This is a genomic window from Thioclava electrotropha (genome assembly GCF_002085925.2).
Taxonomy (GTDB): Bacteria; Pseudomonadota; Alphaproteobacteria; order Rhodobacterales; family Rhodobacteraceae; genus Thioclava; species Thioclava electrotropha.
Genome location: NZ_CP053562.1, coordinates 3,177,055 through 3,201,251, shown reverse-complemented (window position 1 = coordinate 3,201,251; position 24,197 = coordinate 3,177,055). Strand labels below are relative to the sequence as shown.

Sequence of the window (24,197 nt, the reverse complement as noted above, 5' to 3'; positions counted from 1 at the left end):
CGGAATGACAAAATGAACGCCACCTTTCGCCGCGTGGTCCGCAGGTTCGGGTGGCTGAGCAGTGTCTCTTCGGCGGCGATCTTCGCCGTGCTCCCCGCCTTCGCCGATGTCGTTGCGGACGGGACGACGAGCACCAACGTCACCACCAGCGGCACCACCACGAACGTGACCGCCGGGACGATCCAGAATGGCACCGCATTCAACACGTTCAGCCAGTTCAATGTGAACGCGGGGACCACGGTCAACGTCTATCAGCCAGTCAATACCGGCGCGCTGGTCAATATCGTGAACGGCGGACAGAGTGCGATCAACGGCACCTTGAATGCAGGCCTCGGGGCGCCCGGCGCTGCCCCCGTCGCGACGGGCAGCAACGTGTTCTTCGTGAACTCGGACGGGTTCGTGGTCAGCTCCACCGGCACGATCAATGCCGGGCAGTTGACGATGAGCGCCCCCACCCCCGGCTTCGTCAACGATCTGACGAACGAGGCGAAGGGCAATTTCACTGCGTCTGTCGACACGCCCACCGCGCAGCTTTTCGCGGGGTCGGAGCCTTTGAGTGACGGTGGTCAGATCACGGTGGACGGCCAGATCAACGCAACCCGGCTTGCGTTGCGGTCGGGCGGTCTCGGCATGATGCTCAACGGGCGGATTAAGGTGGAGGATCCGACTTCCGTGGATCCGGTCTCGGTCGGGGTGAATACAGACGGGACGCCGCAGGCAGCGGGGCTGGTCACGCAGGGCGGGGTGATCCGGCTCGTGTCCAAGGGCACGCTGAAGACAACTGCAAGCAGCGATATCACAGCCAAGCGCGGCACCAATCTCGTGGGGTCTCAAGGCGGCGGGGTCGTGCTGGGCCAGGCCAAGGGTGACGTGACCGTGGACGGCAAGATCGACGTCTCGGCAAGCGGCACGACGCTGGGCGCGGGCGGCACTGTGTTCCTGTTCACCGAAGGCTCCGCGGCGATGGGCAGTAGCCTCGACGTGAAAGCCACCTCCGTGGCGGGCGACGGCGGTGCCTTCGTGCTGCGCGCGGGTGGTGTGACCAGCCCGCTGCAGGCGGCGCAGGGCGATCTGAGTGCGCGGGGCAGTTTCGACATGTCCACCTCGAGTGCGACGGGCAAGGCGGGCTCCGTCTTCCTGCGCGGGCAGAATGTCTCGACCACCGGGCAGATCACGACCAAGGGCGGCGATCTGGTCTTTGCCGCCGACAAGAACGTCACGCTGAGCCACGATATCTCGACACGGGCGGGCGATGCGGCCTATCCCCTCACCGGCGATCCCGGAGCTGGCACGGCGGGCTCGATCCTCGTGGCCGCGCAGGACATCAATGTCGAATCCGGCACCACCCTGCGCGCGGACAGCACGGCCGCGGATGGCGGCGGGCTGATCCTGCTTTCGGCACGCTCGTTCAACACGGGTATTGCCTGGGCGATCAACCCCGACAGCGAAAGTGCCTCGATCACCATCGACAATGCCGATCTGAAATCGGGCTCGATCGTCGTGAATTCGGTCGCGACCGTCTCGAACACGCTGGGCAGCACCGATCAAACCGTCGAAGAGCAGCAGGTCGACAATCTCGAAGGCGGCACCACCGAACAGCAGATGACCGATCAGATCAACAACGGTCTGACGGTGATGAGCAACCTGATCCAGCAGGGCGCCACGACGATCAACAGCATGATTCCGTTGCAGGTGCAGCTTCTCGATGCGCAATCGCATGTGAAGATCAACAACAGCAAGCTGACTGCGGATGGCAACTGGAAGAACACGGCGATCACGCCGACGGCGCTTTCGAGTGGTACGCCCTCGAACAATGGCCAGCTCGGTTCGACGGGCCTTCTGGAGGACACCTACAGCTTCCTGTCGACGCCGCAGCTGAATTTCAACAGCAGCGCGCAGGACGTGGTCGACAACATCACCGGCAGCCTGATCGGCGGCGGCGCACCCTATAGCCTGACGCTGAAGCTGCCCTCCGCTTGGGATCCGTCCAGCGATGCGCTCGTCGTGCAATCGCATGCCCAGACCACCTATTCGATCTCGCCCAAGGCCTACGCGCTTGGGGTCGTGATGGCCAACAGCAATGTCGAAAGCCAGGTGCTGCTCGATGGTAGCTCTCTGACGACCAAGGCGGGCGATATCCGCCTCGCCAGCACGGCATCCGAAGATCACACGGTCTCGATTGCGGCGAGCAAGGTGAAGGATTACGCGGGCGCACTCGTGGTCACCACGCGCGAACTGAAGAACCAGCTTCTGGTCAAGGGCGGTTCGCTGACTTCGGCCGGCGCGCTCAATGCGGGCGCGTTCACCGGCAAATCGCATTCTATCACTACCGGGGCCAATGCCGGGACCGAGGGGATCGGGGCCGTGGCGATCAGCGTCGATGTCTCGCAATCGACGACCGAGGCCGCGCTTGGCGGCACGATCAAGACCGGCGGCGCGCTCAACCTCGATGCCGAGACGCTGTTCTTCAACAAGGTCCATGCCACCACCGCGACGATGGGTGTGGCCGATCCGAGCAAGCTGATCGGAAAGAAACGCGCGGCGAACAACCCGATGGTGCAAGCGATCCCGAGCGCACAGGGCCAGCTTCAGGGTAAACCGGTCGATCCGAACCGCCCCGCCCATATCGGCTTCGGCGTCGCGATCGACGTGCAGGTGGACAATGACAACACTTTTGCGACGCTGGGTGGCGATTACCACGACTTCAGCAACGTCGATGCGCTGACGGCGCTTGGCACGACTCTCGTCACTGCGACCGGGCAACCCGTCTCGGTCAATTCGGCCTATCGCTTCGCAGGGCCGACCGAGGGCGGCAGTTCGCTGTCGCGTTCGGTCTCGGCGGCGTTCGGGAAGCTGAACTTCGCGGCGCAGCGCGCGCTCGACAAGTACAATGCGAAGCATCCCAGCAGCCAGATCACCCAGGACGAGCTGATGGGGAAATATTCCCAGGCGCTGATGCTGACCGGGTCCGTCTCGACGATGAGCGGCAAGACCCAGGCCGAGATCGGCAAGGATGCCACGGTGAACGCAGCGGCCGCGACAGTGCAATCGGTGACGCGTTTCCCGCATGCCGATCCGTTGGGTGATATCCGTGACAAGTGGACCCAGTTCGTCGGCCAGATCACCGACTATACCGAACTGCCCAGCGATCCGAGCGATCCCACCCAGCTGACGCCGCCCGACGCGCCCGGCCTGATCGACACGATCAACCCGCTGAACTTCATCACCACGGACGTGAAATCCAAAGCGACGGCGCCGATGCCGAAAGACGGTTCGCGCCCGGTCGTGCCCGAGGATCAGCAGAAGCTCGCGATCGGCATCACCGCCAATGTCTTCAACACTGACAACACGACCGATGCGGTGGTCCGTAACGGCGCGGTGCTGAACCTTTCGGGCGATCTCAACGTGCTGTCGCGCCAGGAGAGCCTGTTCCTCCATCTCGCGAACCTGCCCAAGTCGAACCCGCTCAAGGGCGACGCGGAAGGGGCGATCGGCGTCGGGATCAATATCGACCGGATCGGCAGCGAAGTTTCCTCCGTCATCGAGTCCGGCGCGGAGGTGAATGCCGTAACGAACGGGGTCAATGTCGATGCCTATACCCGCAACATCGCGGGCATCCTGAGCTTCTCGGGCGGTCAGGGCACGAAAACGGCGGTCAACGCCACCGTGGCCACGAATATCGCGCATGCGCAAACCGTTGCCCGGATCGGAGATGATGCGTCGATAACGGGCGGCGCGGTCGCGATCTCGGCGAAGGACGAATCCGTCGAATGGGCGGCCGCGGGCGCGATTTCGGCGTCGGAGAACCTGGGCGTCGGGGCCTCGGCGGGCCTGAATATCTCGGGCCGCAAGGTCTGGGCCGGGATCGGTCCGGCGGATGAAACCTCCGCCCTGAGCGGAACGGGGAATACGGTCATCGATGCGGAGAGCCTGGCGATCACTGCCGAAAACGCCACGACCGATGTCGTGGTCGGCGTCGCGGGCTCCAAGGTGCAGGGCAAGCCGGCCCAGCAGGACGATCCGCAATCGACGGGCGGCACGACGAACCAGGACGGCTCGAACGAGGACGACATGATCATCCCGTCCTGGCTTTTTGCCGATGACGAGGATCAGGCGGTCAACGATCAGCAGAACCTGCAGACACCGGCGGACAGTGAGGGCAATCAGCAGAAAACCGGCTGGGCGGTCACCGGGGTCGCTTCACTCAACCTCTCGCTCGGCAACGAGACGGTCGCGGCGCTCAACACCGCAGGCAAGATCGAGCTGGGTGCGGAGCTGACTCAGACCGCAAAGAACACGGCGCTTCAGATCGCGGGCGGCGGGGCCGTCTCGGCGGGTCTCGGCAAAGCGCAGGATACGAATGCACTGGCGGGCGCTTTCTCGGTCATGGTCGACACGCGCGAGCTGCGTTCGGAAGTGACCGGCGCCACGATCAACGCGGGTGGCGCGGTCACCATCGGCGCCGAAGATCACGCGACGGTCGTCAACGTGGCCGTGGGCGGCGCGGGGACATCGCGCGGCGATATCGCTCTGGCCGGGTCCGTTGCGGTCGCGGTGCTCGACGGGGGCTCCACGGCGACGGTGAAGGATGCGTCGATCACCTCGGACGCGCTGAGCGTGAACGCGACCGACGGCTCGACCACCGTGTCCGTCGGCGGCGCGGTCGGCATCAATATGGACAAGACCAAGGGGTCGGGCGTGGGGATCGGCATCGCCGTGAACACCGTGACTCGCAGCGCGGGTGCCTCGATCACCGGCGCAAGCACCATCGACACCGGCGCCTTCGGCATCACCGCCGACAGCACGCAGTCGATCTATGGCTTCGGCGTCTCGGCCGGGAAGGGCAAGACCGGCATCGCGGGCTCGATCTCGGTCAACAACATCACCGGCGGCGCGCGCGCGGACGTGACCGGGAATGGCGCCGGATCTGACCGGATGGGCATCTCGGCCAGTTCGATCAATGTCGACGTGACCGAAGCCAACACGATCTTCTCTCTCGGCGGGGCACTGGCCAATGGCGACAATGCCGTGGGCGGGGCCGCGACGGTGAATGTCATTACCTCGACCTCCGGCGCGACGCTGACCGATGCGAAGGTGAACGGGCAGGGCGGCACCGGCGGCACGGGTGCGATCACGATGGTGGCTGACGGGTCGAGCACGATCTCCTCGATCGCGGTGGCGGGCGGGGTGTCCGACCAGCAGACGGCGGCGGGCGTGGGCCTGTCGGCGAACAACATCTCGGCCACGCTGGAAGTGTCGGCGGCTGGCACCGAGGCGCTGGAGGCGCAGAGCATCGCGCTCACGGCCACGAATTCGCGTGAAATCAACAGCTTGGGCGGTGGTGCAGCCGCCTCGAACGGCAGCGCGGGCGGCTTCGCGAGCACGCTGAACCTGCTGACCGCGAACACCACGAGCATCAATCTCGCCAATGCGAACCTGAGCACGATCGACACCGGGGCGATCTCGGCCACGGCGACGGCGACCGGCACGATCCGGTCGGCGGCGGTGGCGCTGAGCGCGTCGCGCGATACCTCGCTCGGCGGCGCGGTGACGGTGAACGTCTCGACCGCGACGACGCAGATCTCGAGCCTCGGCGCGACGCTCGACGCGGGTGGCGCGCTGAGCCTGAATGCCGACGATACCGGCACCATCGAGAGCCTCGCGGGCGGCGCGGTGCTGAGTGCGAACGGCAGCGGCGTCGGCGGCGCGATCTCGGCCAATTTCATCGCTCATGACACCGGCGTCCTGACGAATGGCGCGACGCTATCGGGCGAGGGCGTGACGCTGGGCGCGACGAACGGCTCGACGCTCAAATCGGCCGCGGTCGGCCTGACGCTGACGGGGGCAGGTCCGACGGCCGTGGCGGGCTCTCTCGCGATCGGCGATATCGGCAACACGACCGCCGTGGATGCGACCAACACCGCGATCGACGCGGGCACCGGGGCGATTTCGCTCGGCGCGACGCGCACGGGGCAAATCTCGATCCTCTCCGGCTCCGCTGCCGGAGCGGGTGACGCGACCGCGGTGGGCGTGGCGCTGAGCGTGGCCTCGATCCACGGCGGCACGACCGCCGATCTGATCACAAGCGATGCGGTGACGGGCGACACCCTGAGCGTCACGGCGGAGGATACCGCCGGGATCGACGCGATCGCCGTTTCGGGTGCGGCTTCGGGGCAGGCCGCGGTCGGTGGCTCGGTGGTCTATGCCCAGATCGGTCAGCCCGGCACGGATGGCCCGAGCGTCGATCCGCTGCCCGGACCGGCGAGCGAAGATCCGGTCGGTGGTGCGCAGAGCGAGGTTGCGAGCCTTCGCGATAACGCGCTGACGAAACTTGCGACCAGCGTCGCGGACACCACCAACGCCCCCGATTTCGACGCAAGCCAACTGGCGCTGACGCTCGATGCGGATGCGGTCACGCGTGCCCGGGTCGAGCTTTCGGGCGCGCCCCCCGCGCTTCCCGCGACCACGATTGACGCATCGACCACCGGCACGATCCGTTCGCTCGCCGGAGCGGTCGCGATCGGCGGCTCGGGTGCGGGCGTCGGGGCCGGGATCGGCGTCAACCTGCTGTTCGCCAAGACCGAGGCAGAGCTGGTCCTGCCCACCGATGCGGAGACCCAGGCGCCGAGCCTTGCGGTCGGCGCGACCCAGACCGGCACGATCGAGACGGCGGCCGTTTCCGGCGGCTTCTCGGGCGGCGTCGGCGCGGCGGGGTCGATCCTCGTGAACGTGATGAACCGTCAGGCCGACGCCCATATCCGCGGCAATGGCGGGTCGGGCACGCGCGCGGCGCTGCGCACCGATCGCGGCGATGTCTCCGTGACCACGACCCAGACCGGCACGATCAAGGCGCTGGCGGGCTCGGCCGGGATCGGCGGGCAGGCGGGCGCGGGCGGCGCGATCGTCGTCAACGTGATGTCGGACGATACGGAAGCCGCGGTCGAAGACGCCGCCATCCTCGCGCGCAAACTCGATGAAAGCGCAACGACGAACGCGCCGCTCTCGCTGGCGGGCACCCTGACGATCGATGCCGATCAGCAGATGACGCTCGAGGCGCTTTCCGCCGCGGTCGGTGGTGGCGGCTCGGGCGCCTTCGCGGGCAGCTTCGCGGTCAATGTCGCCAACGGCGAGGTCTATGCCGGACTGCGCCGCTCGGAGGCGCAGGTCGGGACGATGGCGCTGGCGGCCCATTCGACCCCCTCGCTGACCGCAAATGCAGGCTCCATCAGCGCATCCGGCGGGGCCTCGGTCGGGCTTGGCATCGCGATCAACAATTCCGCGCAGACGGTGCGCGCCGATATCACCTCCAGCACGCTGCGCGCGGGACATAACGCCTCGCTCGGCGCCTATCAGAATACCACTTTCCACGGCAACGCGATCTCGGGCGCGGGTGGCACCGTCGGCGTGACCGGCTCTGGCGTGAACAACACGGCCGCGAATACCGTCGAGGCGGTGGTGCAGGGCGGGCCGATTTCGCTCGTCGATGCGACGAGCGGTCTGGCCGCGCCGACGCGCTACGGCTCCGACATCGCGACGCGCGGCTCGCTGCTGATCGACGCGCAATCGACGACGTCGATCACGCTGCTGGGCGGCTCGGATGAGAGCAAACCCGCCGATTCCACCGATGCGCGCAACGAAGCGCCCGATGTGAACCTCTCGATCTCGGGCGGGGCGACGGCGGGTGTCGGCGTCTCGGCTTCGGTCAACACGATCCAGAACCGGGTGAAGGCCCGCATCCTCGACGATGCGCGGGTTGTCGCACTTGGGCAGGAGGCGATCGACTGGACCGATGTCGGCGGCACCGCGCAGACGACCACCGGGCTTGCGATGAATGCGCAGGCGCGCAGCGGCATTTCGATGCTGACCGCGAACGGATCGGTCGGTGGCGTGGCCGGTGTCAGTGCGCTCTTCGGGATGAACCTGATCGATGACGAGGCACTGGTGCAGCTTGGCTCCGAACAGGGCAGCGATCTGGTGCGGCTCAACCCGCGCTACGACACCGATTTCTCCGGTGATATCGGCAGCGACACGGCGGCGAGCGCGCAGGATGTGACGCTGAATGCCGACACCACGAACGACTCCGCGCTCTATACCGTCAATGTCGCGGCGGGTGGTGCCGCTGGCGTCGGCGCGAGCGCGGGCACCACGGTTGTCACCTCGGCGGCGAAGGTCGAGACCTATGACGCGCAGGTGGCAGCGGCCCGTGGCATCGCGGCGAGCGCGACCAGCAAATCCACTCTCACGAGCTTTGTCGCGGGGATCGGTGGCGGCTTCGTCGGCGTCTCCGGCAATGCAAATGTGAATGTCCTCAACTCGACCGCCGAGATCGGCATCAACGGCGGCTCCTTCGATGCGGGCCGCGACCTGAGCCTGAACACGCTGATCGATAATGATCTCTATTCGATGACGGGCGGCGGCTCGGGCGGCGCGGTGGCTGTCGGCGGCGCGATTCAGGTGACCGTGGCAGACGGCACGTCGAAAGTCTCCGTCGGCTCGGGCCGTGCGGGCAGTATCGCGCGGCTGGATGCGGGTAATGACCTGACCGCCAAGGCGGATACGCAGCTTCTGCAAAAGGGCTATGCCGGGGCCGGCGCTGCCGGCGGTGCGGGTGTCGCGCTCTCGGCCAATCTCGTGGTGGATCGCGCGACGACGGAAGTTGCCGTCGGCGACGATCAGGAACTGACTGCGGGCGGCAAGCTGAGCCTGACCGCGAATGAGACCGCCGATCTGACCGGTGTCGCGGGCTCGATCGGCGGCGGGGCTCTCGGCGTGGGGGCGAGCCTCGATTTCGCGAGCCTTCAGGGGACAACAAAAGTCACCGTCGGCGATGGCGCGGTGCTGAAGGCAAATGACGCGTCCAACGGCGCGCGCGGCGTCGGGCGTGATGGGATCACGCTATCGGCGACCTCCGAGCGGACGCTGAATTCGACGGTGGTCTCGATCGGCGCAGGCGCGATTGCGGTCGGGGCTGCGATCTCGGTGACCGATCTGGGCGGAGCCGCCGATGACGAGAGCGGCAATCTCTCGAAGGCGATGGCGTCGATCAACGATGAGCTGACAAGCGATCAGAGCGGCAGCGGCGGGCTGGATTCGAATGCGACCGAACAGGATCGTCAGAATACCGGAGGCTCGATCATCGGGTTCGCCGGCGCCAGCGATACGCAAAGCCAGATCGTCAACGCGCGTCAGCATCTGAACCCGGACGCGACGGGCAGCGATCAGGTCGGTGTCGAGATCGGCTCCGCGACCTTGCTGACCAATGGCGACCTGTCGCTGACGAGCCATGCAAAGACCGATCTGTCGCAAGTGGCGGGCGCGGGGGCTGGTTCGATCTTCGGCGGCGCCTCCAGCGGGATCGTGGTGTCCAATGTCTCTACCGGCGCGGCGGTGACGCTGCAGGATGGCGCAACGCTCAGCGCGGGCGGTGCGGTGACGCTGGGGGCCAAGACCTATGGCGGCGACGATGGCAACGTGATCGACGCCTCGGCGTCTACCGTGGCCGCCTCGGGCGGCTATACCGGTGGCGCGGGCGTCACCGTGGCTACACTCAATGCGGGCGCCTCGGTGCAGATGGGCGCGGGTGTCTCGGTCTCGGGCTACAGCATCGGGATCAATTCCGATCGTGCGGGCGAGGTGAAGACCGTCACGACCAATATTACCGGCGGTCTTGTCGGCGCCGTGGGCGTCGCAGTCTCGAGCGCGAAGAGCGAAGGGACGAGCGCGATCACCATCGGCCGGTCGGGCGCGAGCCTGAACAACCTGAAAAGCAGCGCGGGCAAGATCTCGCTCGAGACCTCTGACGGCACCTCGGCCCATGCCGAGGGTTCGGGCAGCTCGGGCGGGCTTGCCGGATCGGGCAACTCCGTCGTCGTGAGCGGCACCAATCTGGGCAATAGCGCCGTCAGCGTCCTGCGTACGACGGTCAATGCGGGCGGGGCCTTCGACCTGCAGAACACCAATGGCGGCGCTGCGTTCGCAGAGGCGCATGGCATCTCGGTCGCGGCAGGCGTCTCGATCGGGGCCGGGGTCGCGACCTCGCGCGCCGATATGAACGTGACCACCCTGTTCGCCGCGAATGTCACTGCAAGCGACATCACGATCAATAGTGAGATCAAGCGCACCGATGGCCGCATGACGAGCCAGGCGAAGGCGCAATCGACATCGGGCGGCTTGTTGAGCGGCAACGGCGCGGCGGCACATGCCTATTCGAGCTACGGCATCACCTCGACGCTGACCGGCAACCTCACCGCCACGAACGCGATCTCGCTCAGCGCGGATGCGAGCGCCGTGAAGGTGGACGCCTTCGCGACCGGGCGCAGCGGCGGCGCGGTGGCCGTCGGCGTGACGCTCGCCTATGCCGGGCAGGATACGGCAAATGGCGACAGCGGCGATGTGGCTTTCTCGATCAACAACGCGGTCCTCAAGGGCAAAGTGGTCACCCTCGGCGCGGGCAATGCCCCCGACATCAGTGCGGGCGCGGATTCCGGCTCGGGCGGTCTCGTTTCCGGCTCGGGCGCAGAGACCCATGTCACGACCGATACGAAATCGACCTTCGACATCGGCACCGCGGGCACGACGGTGATCACTGCGACCGACCGGCTCCAGATCACCTCGGCGCAAAACGCCACTTTTGCCAGCTCCGTGGATACCGTGAGCGCGGCGGCGGTGGGCTATTCCGGGGCGCTGAGCCGCAACACGATCGGCGCTGCGACCGCGCTGACGCTGGGCGGGAACACGACGATCGCCGCGCGCAATATCGAAATCGGCGCGGATACCACCTTCAAGCGCCCCGATAACGGCTACAATCTCGTGTCGGGCTCGGGCGGCGCGATCGACGTCGCCGCGATGCGCAGCTTCGTCACCGTGAATGCGTCCACCGATCTGAACATCAGTGACGGCGCGATGCTGCTGCAGAGCGGCGTCGCCGATGGCGGGCAGACCTTCGATCTGGGCGCCTCGACGAACATGGTCTTCTTAGACCGGCTCAAGCTCGATTCCGGTGGCGCCATCGCCAGCCCGAACGGCAACAGCACGGTCGATATTCAGACCAATACCGCCCATGTCACCATCGGCAGCGCAAAGTTGCTCGCGATGGACGATCTCGACGTCTATGCCGGGGGCGACGCGAACATCAAATCCGAGGTCGATACCACCTCTTACGGCCTGTCAGGCGCGGCTTCGGGCAACACCGTGGCAACCTATAATGCCGACAACAAGATCAGCCTGACCTCGGGTGCCGATCTGCAATCCTTCACCGATATCGGGCTGCGCGCCGGCTATACCTCGAAAGGGGCGCAGAAGGTCGATGTGAATGCCGAAACGCGGGTCTTCAACAAGACCGCTTTCCCGATCAACGGCACGCCGGGCGCGGATGCGACCGCCAACATGAACCAGCGCGTCAGCGTCGGCACCGGCGCCAGCGTCGCGGCCGTGCATGACGTCTATGTCTTCGCCGAGCGCGGGGGCGGAGATGTGCTGGGCTATGGCCGCGGCAAGGATCTCTATCGCGAAGTCGCCGCGGCAATCGGCTCGGCGCTGAGCGAGGCCTTCGGCGGCGATCCGGTCAGCCTCGATATTGAGAGCGGCACCTCCACCGACAAGGGTGCGAACATGATCGAGGTGAACGGCTACGTCCGCGCGGGATCGCGCAACAAGCAGATCCTGATCCTCGATGAGAACAACCATCTCGACAACGGCTCGGAGAGCTACGTCAATTCGCAGGGCCAGACAGTCAATTACACGAACGAGAATGCAGACGGCATCCTGAACGACCCGAGCAATCCTGATCCCGAGATTCAGGCAATGATCACGCAGGGCACGGTGCAGAACGAGCTCGCCTCGCGGATTGCGGAGCTTCAGGCGAAGATCGATGATCCGATCCTGGGCAAGGACACGCAGGCGGTCACCGCGTGGAAAGCGGAAATCGAAGCGCTGGCGAGCCGTCTCGACTCGACCAACACCGGCACGGTCGATTTCATCAACCTGCCCGATATCCGCGCCTCCGGTGGCAGTATCTACATGCGCGCCGATACGGTTCAGGGCAGCTCTACGGGCACGCTCGACGCGCCGGGCAACGCGCAGATCGTCGTGCATGTCTATTCCGACGCCTTCGTGAATGCCGGTAGCATGGAGATTCCCTCGTCCGACGGGGGCCGGATCTATTTCAACGATGTCTCGGTGACCACGCCTGACGATGTGCAGAGGCTCGCAAATCCCAAGGGCACTCCGATCGACTACAAGATGATCTCGGGCAATGACGCCGGGGAATCCAAGATCGAGCTCGTCACCTACGGCAACGGCTCGATCACGCTGAACGGTGCGATCACCAACCTCGACGGCAGCGTTCTGGTCAACTCGAACTTCGGGGACCTCGACGTGCGCGCCGATATTTCGGCCAAGACGATCAATCTGAGTGCCGGGGGCAACTTCACCCAGGGCTACACGCCCGGACTGCGCAACGAGGGCGGCGAGCCGCGCTCGATCTATGCCGGTTACTTCAATAAGGTCGACAATGTCGTGCGGGACTATCTGGCAGGCGGCTTCGACGTCAGCGGCTACGACGGCGGTTCGATGACGGCCAGCTATGGCAGTTCGATCAGCCTTCCGACACCTTCGGTTCCCGACTTCACGATCGAGCCGCGTCAAAGCTCGATCAAGGCGGGCGCGAATGTCTACATCACCGCCGATCAGCTTAACATCAACGGTCTCATCCAGGCGGGTGTGGGCAGCTACGACGTCACCATCGACGACGGCCTCCTGTCCGATCTGTCGAGCTTCTCGACGACCCAGCCGACGGTGCTGTTCAATCCCTCCGAGCCGGTGAACAACAACATCGTGCGCAAGCCCTATGTGAGCGCCAATGATGTCTGGGTGAAATATGACCCCACCGCGACGAATGCCGAGGGCGTGCAGACCGGCGCAATCACGATTTCTCCGATGATCGTCAAGGGGGGCACGGTGGAGATCACCGGGCAGATCCTCTCGACCGGCGCAGGCAGGATCGAGTCGCTTGACGGATTCGGCAATATCAACGTGACCAACAAGACGTCGCTCCCGGTGGTGTTCGACCGGGTCGATACCGGCGAGGCGGGTGCGAACGGGCAGGGGCTCGAAGGACTTGTGCGGATCACTGATACCGACCCGCTCAAGAAGACGGCGGCGGGCAACAATCTCATCACCGAATATCGCCGCATCGGTCAGACGCTGAAGGTCTATGACAACTCCTCGACCTACGACTCCGTCACGAAAACCTATGGCGAGGGGGCGGACGCCGTTTCGGTGACGCGCATCGTGCCGACGACGCTGGTGAACTCCAGCACGGTCGATAGCGGGCGCAGTGCGAGCTACCAGCCGGTTCTGAACCGCGACATGGTGCTGCTGCAATCCGAGATCATAACGCAGGTCACGAACTACACCCAGAAGACGTTTTACTTCTGGGCGCCGTTCTCGAAGGACATCAAAAGCAAGTCCGACCCTGCGAAGGTGACCAAGCTCGACCCGGACGTCGTGTTCGGCGCGAGCGGCGCCTACGTGACCTCCGAGAACACCTCGATCAACGGCGGCGATTACAGTTACGGCTTCACCGGCGAGCGCACGAGCTACAGCAACGTGAAAGGCGCCGTGACGACCGACGACAAGCGGGTTTTGGGGATCGGGGACGTCTACAAGACCTGGTCAGAGACCTCCACGGCGAACGTGCTCTACAAGCATCGCTTGCGGGCCGATTACCCGATCGACATCGTCTTCAGCGGGTCTGATTCCGGCGCGCTGAACATCACCTCGGGCGGTGATGTGATCTTCAAAAAGACGGTCTCGAACCTCGTTGGTGATACCAATATCACGTCCGATAACGGTTCCGTCGTGACCGCCAGTCCCCAAATTACCGCGACGCTCGGCAATCTCGATATCAGCGCCGAGAACGGCCGGATCGGGGGCGTTTCGGGCGCGTTCCGTGTCGATCAGTCCGAAGGGTCGAGGCTGACCGCGGTGGGCGGCAGCGCCGTGAATATCCGCGAGATGTCGGGCTCGATGACGATCGGCAATGTCGAGGCGAAGGATCGCCCGGCCAATACCGATGCGGCGATCACCGGCACCGTGAAGCTGTTTGCCGATGGCGATATCAAGATGGCGGATCAGAGCACGGGCGCGGTCACCGCGACCTCGGTCGACCTGATCTCGCTTAATGGGAATATCGGCAGCTTGGATAGCGCATTCGCCCCGGTCTGGGTGTCGCTGAATGGTGGCGTGCTCGACGCGACGGCGAACAAGGACGTCGTGATCGGTGCTCGCAGCGGCGATCTGCCGGTCCATAGCGTGACCGCGCAGACCGGATCGGCGACGCTGGCCGCGTTCAACGGTTCGATCCTCGACCGCAACAATATCGAAGTCCGCGATATCCGCTCCGAAAGCGAGCTTGCGAAGCTCTGGACCCAGGACATGGGCCTCGACGACACGGTCGCGCAGGATGCCCGCGCCCAGCAGCAGCTCGATGCGCTCGCCGCGAGCCGCGAGCATGACTACAGGGCCTATTGGAAAGCGCGTACCGACGCGGGTGGCGGTTCGATCAGCTACACGATGGACGCCTCCGATCAGACGGCGCTGCTCAACAGCGGATGGACGCAGGCGCAGCTCGACGATTACATCTCGCAGCAGCAAGGTCTCTATGCCGAGTGGAACAACGAGACCGTCGAGCAGACCAGCTTCACCTACACGCCGACGGCGGATGATCGGGCGGCGGTGCTTCAGGGGATCGGCTGGACCACGGATGAACTCAAGCACTGGATCCGCGCCGGGCTGATCAAGGGGACCGGGGATACCAACACCCGGATCGAAGACCCGAACATCAATGCCTACAAGGACATCAACCTTCTGGCCTCGGATACGATCGGCGAGATGCTCGATCCCTATACCGTCGGCGCGGGCAACGATCTGACGCAGGACCTGCTGGTTCTGTCGCAGGCTGAACCGTCCGATCTCACCTTCACCTCGGATGGCAAGGTCGTGGTGCGCCGTGCCGAAGATCTGAACTTCGCCTTCACCGGGCTGGATACCGCCGGCGCGCCGGTCGGCACGCTGAACGCCGACGCGCTCGGGACGGACGTGTTCCTCGGCGCGGAGACTGCGGCGGCGATCAAGGAAGTCAACGCCGCGGGCGATGTCACGATCAAGCTCGACGGGACGATGTCGGACGCTCATTCGGGCAATCCGGCGGTGACCGGGCGGATCATCGTGCTCGAGAGTGGCAACACCGCGCCGATCGCGACCGAAACCAACCCGCTCACCGTGCAGGTGCGCACCGGCGGTATGCTGACCGCACGCTCCGGCGTCGAGGTAAATATCGCAGCGACGGGCGACCTGCCGCTGGCAGAGGCCTATGCGCCCGGCCCTGTGCGGATCAGCGCGACCGGTGCGATTACCGATGCACTGGCCACCGGCGCTGTGCGGATCAGTGCGGGCAGCCTGAAGTTGACCGGCAGTTCTATCGGCACCAGCGCGGTCGCACTGCCCTTCACGCTGACCGATACGGCGAATGGCGGCGCGCTCGACGTGACCACCACCGCAGGCGACGCCTGGCTGAGTGCGACCGGCGATCTGCCGATTGCCTCGGCCCGGATCGCGGGCGGCGGCAAGATCACGACCGACGGGCTCATGTCCCTCACCGGTACCGATACCCTTGGTTTCGGCACGGGCTCGACGCTGGAACTCGAGACCGCGCTTGGCCTCGACACCTCCGCATCGAGCGGCACGGATGCGAAGGGCGGCACGCTCTCGCTCGTCACCGGCGGGCCGGTCGGCAGCGCAACCAGGCGCTTCGAGACCGCGCTCGGCACGTTCAACTACACAGCGACCGGTACCGATCCGACGCCGCTATGGATGCGAGAGGCGGATGATCTGACCATCGCGTCGCTGACACAGATGACGGCGGATTCGCCCACCGACATCACTGTGGGCGGGGCGCTCACCATCGGCACGATCACCTCGCCGGACGAGGTGCGCCTCGACGCCGCCTCCTTTACCGAGGGCCGCATCGTGGCGAAGCGCACCAAGCTCACGGCGAGCGGCACGATCGGGAGTGTTACGCCCCTTAGCCTGACCACGGGCAGCCTCTACGCCGCGACCGTGGATGGCGATATCCGTCTCGCGCTGAGCGACCGGGCGACCGATTTCGAACAAGTCACCGCGGGCGGCACGGGGGCGATCGCGCTGACCTCGGTCAATGCACCGCTGACGCTGCTGAGCGGTCCGGGGATCACCACGCAGGGCGGGGCGATCGGTCTCGGCGTGACGAGCCTTGTCGCGAATGCCGATATCCTCAGCCATGACGGGGCGATCTCGATCAAATCCGCAGGGCTGCTGCAACAGGCGGCCGGCACCTCGATCGACGCGGGCACCGGCACGATCGGGCTCGACGTCGCGGGCAACATGGTTGCAGCGCATGTGGTGACGCAAAGCACTGCCGACCCGGCGCTGATCGTCGGGGTCAAGGGCGCGCTCTCGATCGCCTCGGGCCAGAGCGGCACCGTGTTCGAAGCGAACGCAGCGGGAGCAGGGACGGTCCTGACCCTCGGGTCGATGACGCCGATCGGCCCGAACGGGTTGCCGGTGGCCTTCGATCATGTCACCGCGACAGTCGCCACTGGCGCGATGCATCTCAACGAGCGCGACGCGATCCGGTTGGATCGGCTGCAGACGAATGACGGCTTGATCGACCTTTATGCAGGCGGCCCGATCACGGTGCGCGATATCGCAGCCGGTGGGGCCTCGCCGATCGTTATCTCGGCCGGGCGGGGCGATATCCGCTCGGACGGCGCGCAGCTTGCGGGGGGCGATTTGCGGCTCTTCGCCTTCAATGGCGCGATCACCGGCGAAACGGGGACGGCCTTCATGGGCGACATGTCCGACGGCGCGACAGGCCATTTCTATGCTGACGGCGACGTGACCTACACCGAGACGGCGGGCGATCTGCGCGCGGGCTTCGCACTGTCGCAAAACGGCGCACTGAAACTGGACTCGGCCAGCGGTCAGATGGCCCTCGGAGTGCTCGGCGCGCGCACCGATCTGACGCTGGCCGCAGATGATGCGTTGCGCGTGACCATCCTCGGCGGTGCGACGGTCGATCTGGCCGACGAGCAGACGCTGCAGCTGATTCATCCCGAGCTCTACGGTCAGCGCGAGGCGCAAGCGCCGAACAACGCCGATCTGCGAGCGCGCAACGCGGGTTCCTCCCTCTATGCGGGGTTGCTGAACGTGCGCGACACGCTCGGGCTGCATGCCGACAATATCGACGCCTATCTCTACGACGTCACCCCGGCGGACGCGCTCGCGCTGACGCTCGACGGGCATGATGACGGCATGGCGGCGCAGGTCGATGTGAGCTCGATCGGCGACGGCCCGGTGCTGTTCATCCCGGAAGCGCAGTATTTCGATGACGTGCGCGGACGTCTGGGTGGCCGCGACCGGGCGCGCGGCACGCTCAACCTCGTGCGAGGGCGGATCACGACAGGCTCCGTCAGCCATGCCGGGCCGGTGCTCAATGGTTATGACGTGGTGATCGGCGGCGATGTCTGGTTCTACCAGCAGGGCTTCTCGGTGCTGGCGCAGGCGGTCTATGACAAGCTCTCGACCGTGGCGGATGCGCAGACGCTGGCGATCAATGCGGGCAAATACAGCTTCAGCCAGTCCAACCGGATCGACCTGAACGTCACCGAGGGGCTGGTGTTGAACCGCCGCCTCGCGGGCACAGGGATCAATGGTGGGCAGGGCTTCGGCTTCAATGTCGGCGTCGAGACCGACCTGCTGGGTTTCCCCTTCACCACGTCGGGCGCAGGTGCGGGCGTCACGACTCCGGGACAGATCATGCGCCTGCCGAGCACGCAGCCCGAGAAGGAAGAGCCGCGCGTGACTTGGGTGGTCTCTTCAGCCGAGTGAGGCCTGGCTCTTCGAATAAACGGGGGCGCAATTGCGGCCCCGTTTGCGCGGCAGCGGCTGATGCCGGTCGTTCTCTGTCGTCAGCGCCTTGGCGCGCGCGGCGTAGCGAGTCCGGTCGAAGTGTGACGCTGCTTCTGCTCGACCTGCCTCCGCCTTGGATGTGACGGGCAGCCGGGACCGCAAGGGCTCGAAGCGGATGTGTGGCCGCGCCGCAGTTCGAAACCGCCCTTCGTCTCTCCTCGACAAGGGCGAAACGGCGTGTCCGACCGGCAGAGACAATTGCACTCGGCGCGGCCGAGCTGGGCAGTCGCACGATCTGGTTGGGTCTGGCAGGAATCTGCTCCGGCCTTCTGGTTCCGTCGCTCGTCATGTAGGTATTTGACCGGCGGCTTCTTTAAGGAGTTGTTCGCGCCGATTTTCCAGCCGCCGACGTCAAGTTACTTCATCATATACAGCGGCCCAGGAAATTCTGCAGCCGCTTCAAACGTGCACAGTGCGAATTCCGTGGAGGGGCTCGAAGCGGACCTGCGTCAGCGGCACGGGCCTGGTTGTCCAATGCGCAGTGTCGCGACCGGCCACGCGTGCGTGTCCTAACCAGATAAATTCAATCGCCTTTACCAGTCGACTCGCAGCATTTCGTCAAGGGTAGCCCGGAGCGCTCAATACCCTGTTTCTTAATGGCATACTGTGCTTCAGTCGCTGGCCTGTTTCTGCTCACGAAAGATAGTGAAAACGCCGCTCGCGATGATGATCGCCGCCCCCACGATCGTCATCGCATCGGGGCTCTCACGCCAGATGAGCCAGCCAAAGAGCGTCGCCCAGAGCAAACCGGTGTAATCCAGAGGCGCCACGACGACCGCAGGTGCGAAACGGAAGGCTTGCGTGATCATCGTCATCCCGGCGGTGCCGAATACCGCGAGCCCAGCGAAAAGCCAGAGATCCTCAGATCGGACCGGCACCCAGACGAATGGCACGATCAGCGCACTTAGCAGCGCGCCTGCGCCCGTCAGGTAAACAAGCAAAGTCCACACGCTCTCGCGGCTGTCCACCCAACGAGCGCTGAGCATCAGCAGCGCATAGACAAGTGCCGTCGCGACTGGCAGCAGTGACACCAGCTGAAACGTCGCGCCGCCCGGGCGGATGATCACGAGAACCCCGAGAAACCCGACCAGCACGGCGAGCCAGCGCCGCCAACCGACCTCTTCCCCGAGGAAAGCGGCTGAAATCACGGTGATGAAGAAGGGGGCGACGAAGATGAGCGCGGTCGCCTCTGCCAGACCGAGATGGATGAAGCTGGTGAAGAACATCATTGCGGCCCCAACCCAGAGCGCACCGCGCAGCAAATGCGCAAGCGGCCGGTGTGACCGCAAGGCTTTGGGACCACCGAAGAGCAGCGCGATCACGATGGTGGCCGGCAGGGCGATCACGTTGCGCAGGAATAGGATCTGCAGGGGAGAATAGCCGGCGGTCAGTGCTTTCGCGAAGGCGTCATTGGCGCTCAGACAGGCCACGCCCATGCACATCAGGAAGATGCCTTGCGTATAAGGTCGCGGCACGTTGGAAATCGCAGAGCTCATCGTCACCTCCCCGAATGGACCAGCCCTACACGGAGGGTTCAAACAAACCAGACCTACACTGCCGAAGGGAGCGCGGAAAGCGCGACATGGTTTTGGGGGGTCGCCTTCGGGCTTGGCGAAAGCCGCGGCCGCTCAAGGCGGGGGCAAACGTTGTTCGATTATTCGGATGCAGTTTGGGGTGAGCTACCCCCTGAAATTCGGACACTGACATAAGCTACGATTTGCAGTCTGCTGATCTTCGACGAGAAGGAGATCAGAGATGTCGCAACGCAAGCAGCACGCGCCCGAGTTCAAGGCAAAGGTCGCGCTGGAAGCCCTGAAGGGTGAAGAGACAGCGGCCGAGCTGGCGAGCCGGTTCGGGGTGCATCCGACGATGATCCATCAATGGAAGCGGGCCCTGCTCGAAGGCGCGTCCGGCGTGTTCGAGCGCGGGGGCCGCAAGAAGCCCGAGATCGACGAGGAGCAGGTGAAGGAGCTCCACGCCAAGATCGGGGAGCTGGCGGTGGCCAACTCTTTTTTGGAACGAAAGCTGAAGCCCTGGGGCGGGAAGTGAGGCGCGGCATGATCGAGCCTGACCACCCGGACCTGTCGATCGGCCAGCAGTGCAAGCTGCTGTCGATCGCGCGCTCGTCTTTCTACTACACCCCCAAGGGCGAGACCGAACAGAACCTCGGCCTGATGCGACGGATCGACGAGCAGTTCCTGGAGACCCCGTTCTTCGGCGTCCGGCAAATGACCTGGCATCTGCGTAACGACGGACACTTGGTGAACGAGAAGCGGATACGGCGACTGATGCGCCTGATGGGGCTGATGCCGATTTACCAGAAGCCCAACACCAGCAGGCCCGCAAAGGGCCACAAGACCTATCCCTACCTGCTGCGAGGTCTGCGAGTGGATCGCCCGAACCAAGTCTGGTGCTCGGACATCACCTACCTGCCCATGAGGCGCGGGTTTCTATACCTCGTCGCGATCATGAACTGGCACACGCGAAAGGTCTTGGCCTGGCGGATCTCGAACACGCTGGAGGCCGACTTCTGTGTCGAGGCGCTGAACGAGGCCATCCACAAGTTCGGGCCGCCCGAGATAATGAATACGGATCAGGGTTCTCAGTTCACCTCCTTCGCTTGGACGGATCGGCTCCGCCGGTCGGGCGTGAAGATCTCGATGGATGGGAAAGGCCGGTTTCTCGATAACATCTTCATCGAGAGGCTGTGGCGCACCCTGAAATACGAGTGCGTCTACCTGCATGCCTGGGAGACAGGATCGGAGACAAGGGCGGCGATCCGGAAATGGATGACCTTCTACAACCACCAGCGCCCTCACTCAGCCCTCGGCGGCAAGCCACCGGCGCTGGTCTATTGGCAGAGAAATGATATCAACCAACCCGGTCAGCAGGTGCAACGAGTAGCTTAAATTACGCCAGATCCTGTCCAAGAGACGGGGAGTAGCTCAAACTCTGAAGGAGCAGACGAATGCGAAAAAGCCGTTTCACCGAGGCGCAGATTATCGGGATGATCAAGGAGCAGGAGGCATGCATGCCGACAGCTGATGTGTGCCGCATGCATGGCCTCAGCCCGGCGACCTTTTACAAGTTCAAGGCCAAGTATGGTGGCATGGAGTGTCAGCAATTTCGTATTCCCAAAGCCCGCCTCAAAGCCGTTGTGGCGGGATGCGCAGGCTGATCGAGAGAGAATGTGCGTCATTCTCGAAGGTCGGCGGATCGACCGGAGTGGAACTGCCAGTCTCCGGCTTGCTGGATGAAAAGCTCCCTGGGAAATCAGAAAGCGCCTAATATTTGAGCACGTCAGAATCCTTCGAAGCGCCATTGGACGTTACAGCTCCTCTCCACAATTCTGCCCCCAGATTTTGGGGATAACTGCACTTTGGGCTTGAACCGGTCATGCGGTGACGCAGCGTCCAGGGCAGGACGACATGGCCTTCCGGCGCCAAGCGGACCTTCAATCCGATCCCAGCCAATTACTGGAGCGGGTTTGTTGATAGCCCGACATCGATGGCTCGTTGTGCTTGCAGAACGCGACCTGGGCGAAACTACTGTAGGACGAGATCATCAGAAGCCTGAGGAGCCGGGTAAAACTTGAAACGACTGGTTTCTTTTGGAGCCTCTAAAATGCACCGCGGCGCCGAAAAGCGCCGCGGTGTCTTCGTTTAGGCCTGTGAGCGCTCAGAACTTCGCGCTCAGAACTTCGCGTTGAAGGAAACCTGCAGCGCGTGGCTCTCATAGTTGTTCGAGAAGGTCCCCGAGATCCCGGCATGCAGGCTGGAGGAGAACGTCCCGGTCTGGCTGAGCGGCACGTCGATCCCGACATCCGCCGTCACCCAGTTCATGTCGAAGCCATCGACCGGGGTTGCGCTGGAGGGCAGCCCGACGAAAGCGGTCTGAACGAGCTGATCGTCGCCGCTGACCTTGTTGTACTTGATCGCACCGGACAGCGTCGGGGCCTGTGCGCTCGACGACAGCGCATATTGGCCACGCATCCCGGCGGAGGCGACGGTCACGGTGCCGGATTGATCCCCGACAGACAGGTTCCACGCGCCCGCGCCGGTTTCGTCGAAGCCGTCCACCGAGAGGTGATACATTTCGAGCGAACCCGTCGGGCCGAAGCGAAGACGATCTTGGCCGAACATGTACTCGGCATCGATCGCGCCGAAGACCTGATGGCCATCCGTGCTCGCCCGTGCGGTGGATCCCATGACATTGCGGCTCATGTCGTAGGAAAGATCCTGATAGCCGATCATGAACTGCGCCGCGCCGCCATTGCCGAAGGCTGTTCGCACGAAGCCACCGACGAAGCCGCCGGAGCCATCGATGCTGCCGCGGCTCTGATCGGCATCGGAGGTGCCGTCCGAGTAGCCGCCGAAGACGCCGACCGAGACTTGATTGCCGACGAATTTCTCGCCGCCCAGCATCATGTAATGCGACTTGACGTCATAGCCGATCGCATTGGTGGTGCGGTCGTAATTGGCTTTCTGGGCCCCCGCCGAGACGAAGGCATAGGTGTCGTCCCCGATCTTCCACGAGGTCGGCCCGCCCATCGTCGAAAGCGTGACCGATCCGTTTTGCGCCTGCGCAACCGGACGACCGATCCCTTTCGTGATGTTCTGCCCGAACTCGAAGCCGACAGCGCCGAAGGCGGGCAGGAAGCTGTAGCCCGTCGTCTCGAGCATGTCGTTGCGTGCGACCGGATCCGTGATCGCCATGATGTCGCTGATCGCGCTCTGATAGGTCTCTGCATTCCCGATATCGAGATAGGGGATGTTGGCGGCCGCATCGAGACGACCGGCGGTCGCGAACTGGTAGCGGGTCGCCGTCTGCTCGACGATCGGCGCGAAGATCGGCGCGATGCGCATCGTGACGTTGTTGCCCGCGACATCGCCGAGATCGATGATGTAGTTCAGGTTGAGGTTGCGAAGATCCTCGACCACGTCCTGCGTATAGAGGCCATTGGCCTGCATCGCTGCTACGATATCGGCGGGCACCGCGCCGCCGCCGGTATAGCCGAGATCCGCGACCGTCACGCCCAGCGAGTCGGCCATCGCCTGCAGCTTGTCATCCAGATAGGTCGAGCTGTCGACGCCCAGATTGCCATATTGCCACTGGCCGGCGCTCAGGTTGTACCACGCGATGAGCTGGGCCTCGTCCGAGGCGACGGCCGTACCGGTCGCGTCCCAGAAGATCGCTTTCGGCAGCATGCTGTTGTCGATCAGCGAGTTGCCGAAATAGGTGGCCAGAACGCTATTCGACAGGTTCGTCGCGTCGAGCGTGTTGGCGTTGTTCGCAATGGTCATCTCGGCGGAGGTGCTGTCGAAGAAGCCGATGCCTGCCTCTTCCTGACCGCCATCGCCGAAGAGCCCGTCGGGCAGGTTGAACTTCGAGATGTAATCGGGATCGAAGAGTGCCGCGGTCTGGGGATCGCTCGGGTCGAAGGGGGTGAAGCTGTCACCCGAGCCGGTGCCGAGCTGCACCTTGAAGGCGATAATGCGGGCGCCGGTGAGGTTCGACGTCTTGCCGTAGGTGTAGTATTCGGTGATGTCGCCGCTCGATTGCGTCGAGAGCATGATATCCATCGGCGTCGGGCCGGTCAGCTGCGTCTTAACCCGTTTGCCCGAGCCGGGAGGGGCCGTGCAGGTGAAATCCGGCGTGTTCGCCATCAGGCAGTTGGTGATGTCCTTCGGATTGTTCGTGTTGGGAAAGTCGGCGTTGACCTCCCCCGTCACGGCCTTGAGGCCGGGCGGCTGCACGCCTTCCGCCGGATCGGAGAAGATAAGACCATCGCCGGTCACGCTGATGACGGGTGCGTCATCAAAGGTGCCCGACCAGGCCGGATTCCCGAGGCACAGCAGCAAAGCGGCGGGTGCTACGGTGCGTTTCAAATTTGTGAGTAGTGTATTCGACATTCTTTATCCCCATTCCCCAAGGCCATCGCCACGACAAAATCTGCGCGCGAACCAAACGACTCTTCACTCGATCGTACTGACGACATGTCCGTGCGTTTGCCTCGGCGCGTTTCTGAAGTTCCCTCGCACGGGCTTCGGCAATCACACTAATGTTACCCTTGCACGCATTCGTTGATTTGCATCAATGAATTTGTAGTCCGGTTAAAGTGTTGCGGATAAATCGCTCGCCCCGCGGGGGGTGGCATTATCGTGCCGCATATTGACGGAGAGAAGGCT

The 24,197-nt window shown here is 64.3% G+C and carries 4 protein-coding genes and 1 pseudogene; 3 read left to right on the top strand and 2 right to left on the bottom strand.

The window, feature by feature from the left end; translation table 11 throughout:
* Positions 1 to 12: 12 nt before the first annotated feature.
* Positions 13 to 17,928, top strand: coding sequence for a leukotoxin LktA family filamentous adhesin (locus AKL02_RS15145; protein WP_165756937.1), 17,916 nt, complete (start codon positions 13 to 15; stop codon positions 17,926 to 17,928).
* A gap of 692 nt (positions 17,929 to 18,620) precedes the next feature.
* Here the strand turns inward: AKL02_RS15145 and AKL02_RS15140 are convergent.
* Complete coding sequence (locus tag AKL02_RS15140) at positions 18,621 to 19,505, bottom strand: DMT family transporter (protein WP_083076155.1); 885 nt, start codon at positions 19,503 to 19,505, stop codon at positions 18,621 to 18,623.
* Positions 19,506 to 19,764: 259 nt separating this feature from the next.
* Between AKL02_RS15140 and AKL02_RS15135 the strand changes: the two genes are divergently transcribed.
* Positions 19,765 to 20,918 (top strand): IS3 family transposase gene (locus tag AKL02_RS15135; RefSeq protein ID WP_408648098.1). Its coding sequence is split into 2 segments (ribosomal slippage): positions 19,765 to 20,017 and positions 20,017 to 20,918, totalling 1,155 coding nucleotides; the frame shifts between segments, so codons are not numbered across the junction.
* 59 nt (positions 20,919 to 20,977) lie between these two features.
* Positions 20,978 to 21,166 (top strand): annotated as a pseudogene (locus AKL02_RS15130) (transposase); the annotation flags it as partial.
* A gap of 535 nt (positions 21,167 to 21,701) precedes the next feature.
* Here the strand turns inward: AKL02_RS15130 and AKL02_RS15125 are convergent.
* A complete protein-coding gene (locus tag AKL02_RS15125) occupies positions 21,702 to 23,921 on the bottom strand; it encodes a choice-of-anchor F family protein (protein WP_083076161.1) in 2,220 nt (739 codons plus the stop codon).
* Positions 23,922 to 24,197: the final 276 nt, after the last annotated feature.

Coding starts and splice junctions, on each gene's coding strand:
- AKL02_RS15145 (WP_165756937.1), top strand. CDS start 13: ATGAACGCCACCTTTCGCCGCGTGGTCCGCAGGTTCGGGTGGCTGAGC.
- AKL02_RS15140 (WP_083076155.1), bottom strand. CDS start 19,505: ATGAGCTCTGCGATTTCCAACGTGCCGCGACCTTATACGCAAGGCATC.
- AKL02_RS15125 (WP_083076161.1), bottom strand. CDS start 23,921: ATGTCGAATACACTACTCACAAATTTGAAACGCACCGTAGCACCCGCC.